2 protein-coding genes are annotated in these 2486 nt (G+C 46.5%); both read left to right on the top strand.

Features of this window, described 5'->3' with window-relative positions; genetic code table 11:
* Window positions 1-260: 260 nt before the first annotated feature.
* A complete protein-coding gene (locus RMO35_RS16710; protein ID WP_309742448.1) occupies window positions 261-1316 on the top strand; it encodes a chemotaxis protein CheB in 1056 nt (351 codons plus the stop codon).
* Window positions 1317-1741: 425 nt separating this feature from the next.
* On the top strand, window positions 1742-2389 hold the full coding sequence (locus RMO35_RS16705) for a hypothetical protein (protein WP_309742447.1): 648 nt from the start codon (window positions 1742-1744) through the stop codon (window positions 2387-2389).
* The last annotated feature ends 97 nt before the right edge of the window (window positions 2390-2486 follow it).

Raw genomic sequence — 2486 nt, 5'->3', positions numbered from 1 at the left:
CGTTGTCTTGTCTTGACGCGCTCGACCTGGAGGGAACCTCCAGAACGCGCGTCGCTGACGCACACAAACGGGAGGTTTCCTCCCGTTTGTGTGCGTCAAGACAGAGGGGCTGGGGGTGAGCGGATGAAATCGCGCTGAGGCTTCCTCAGCGTGCGTTTCACCAAGCAGGGCAAAATCTATGCTTCATACCCTAATTCAGCAACGGCCGAAATCGAAACCCAAAAGCCCAAAACCTCAAGCCTAAAACCTCAAGCCTAATTATGCCTACCAAAGTACTACTAGTCGAAGATTCGCCAATCGCCCTCGAACTAATCAAACGTCTATTGACAGATAGTGCTGAGGTTGAAATTGTCGGTACGGCGCAAAATGGACGAGAAGCGCTAGACCTAATCCCCAAAGTCAATCCTGATGTCATCTGTAGCGATTTGCACATGGCACCGATCGATGGTCTAGAGCTTACCAAACAAGTGATGGCAAAGTTTCCCCGACCCATTTTAGTAATTAGTAACTTCGTTCGAGAAAACGATACCAAGCATATTTTTGGATTACTCCAAGCTGGGGCTGTGGATATTTTCCCCAAACCAGCTAGTAGCGACTACACCGATTATGCCCGAGTTCAACACCGACTGATTGCCAAAATCAAAATGCTCTCACAGGTAACTGTCAAAGCAAGAACCCAAAGTTCGGAACTTAGATCCGATCGCAGTGGCAATCTCGTTGGCGTAGCCTCTCCCCTAGAGAATCGTAGCAGTGCTTTACGCGCGATCGCCATCGGCGCATCCACTGGCGGCCCTCAAGCCATTCACAAAATCATTACCTCACTTCCCGCAGATTTTCCCATACCGATAATTTGCGCTCAACATATCGGCGATGGCTTTTTGACCGGATTGATTACTTGGTTGAAAGAAGATTCGCAATTACAGGTTAAAATTGCTCAAATGGGTGAAACTCCCGCACCTAAAACGGTTTATTTTGCACCAGAACGAGCGCATTTAGAATTTGATGCTCGGGGCAAATTTATCTATAGTAACTTTACAACTGCTACCGGAACTTGTCCCTCGATCGATACGTTATTTCAAGCGGTTGCTCGTACTTATGGTAGTGCTAGTGCGAGTATTTTGCTGACGGGCAGCGGTACTGATGGAGTTGTCGGTACGGAAGCGATCCAAGCGGCTGGCGGCACGACGATCGCTCAAGATGAGCATGGCTGTCTGATTTTTGAAATGTCCAAATCGGCGATCGCTTCCGGTTGGGTCAAACATGTACTCGGACTCTCAGAAATCGCACCTTTTTTGATTGACAAAAGCGAATATTAATTAATAATTATTAATTATTAATTATTTCCAGTAGGGTAAGCAGTGCCAGCCCTTTCAATGCGAACAAACGCACTATTTTTTGACACTTGATTTCATTAGGGTTTGATGAGTTTCGAGCAATCGGGCAATAGAAACATGACGCTGCGGCAGATCTTGACGATCGAGCCAAACTTCTGCCCCGCTCGATCTTAGTAGTTGAGTGCCCCTGTTCGAGCGAATTACCAGCGATTTATCGCTCGAACAGGGGCACGCTATGATTGCATTAACTTCAAAACCGCATGATATGGCGATTGCCTCCAGCACGCTCCGCGAACGATACAGCAATACAAATGTTAGCGTTGAAAGGGCTGGCAGTGGCCACCATCTAGATCTAAGCTAATTTCTGTCCACTAAATATCTGAATCGACCTATTTAATTAATAATTAATGTTGGATATCGATCGATTATATCAAAAATGGCAAGAATATTATCTGTTAACATCAGTTTCCAGTAACGCGCAAACGCGAGATAGCGTATTCACGCAATTAGTTAATGCCCATAGTCTACCGGATCGCGATTACCACAATCTCACTCATATCGACTGCGTGCTAACGACGATCGATCGGTTTAACGATCTGCAAAATCCGCGTGCTGTCTATTTAGCTGCTTGGTTTCACGATTTTGTCTATGATTCGCAGGCTACCGATAATGAAGCTAAAAGTGCGGTAGTTGCGCGAGAATTGCTGACAAATCTCGGCGAATCGATCGCGACGATCGACCGGGTGGATCGGCTAATATTAGCCACAAAAGGGCATCAAATCGATCCGGAAGATCGCGATCGATGTATCTTTTTGGATGCAGATCTAGCCATCCTCGGTACAGATCCAGTCAGATATCAAGCTTACCAGCAAGCAATTCGACGGGAATATAGCTGGGTTTCAGATGTTGCTTATCGAGCTGGACGCGCCCAAGTTTTAAACAGCTTTCTGCAACGCGATCGCCTTTACCATACCGATTTACTATTTGCTGAGCTAGAAGCGATCGCCAGGTTCAATCTCACCGGAGAAATAGCTTTACTCGAACAGATCTCTTAATTTAATGTGAGTGTTCGGGTTAAGGATATTTGCTCCGCTCTAGCACCGCCCTCGATTGTGTCTTGTCTCGCTGTCTTGTCGTTGTCTTGACGCACAC

Source organism: Chamaesiphon sp. OTE_20_metabat_361, from assembly GCF_031364565.1.
This window is presented reverse-complemented; position numbering and strand designations above follow the sequence as displayed.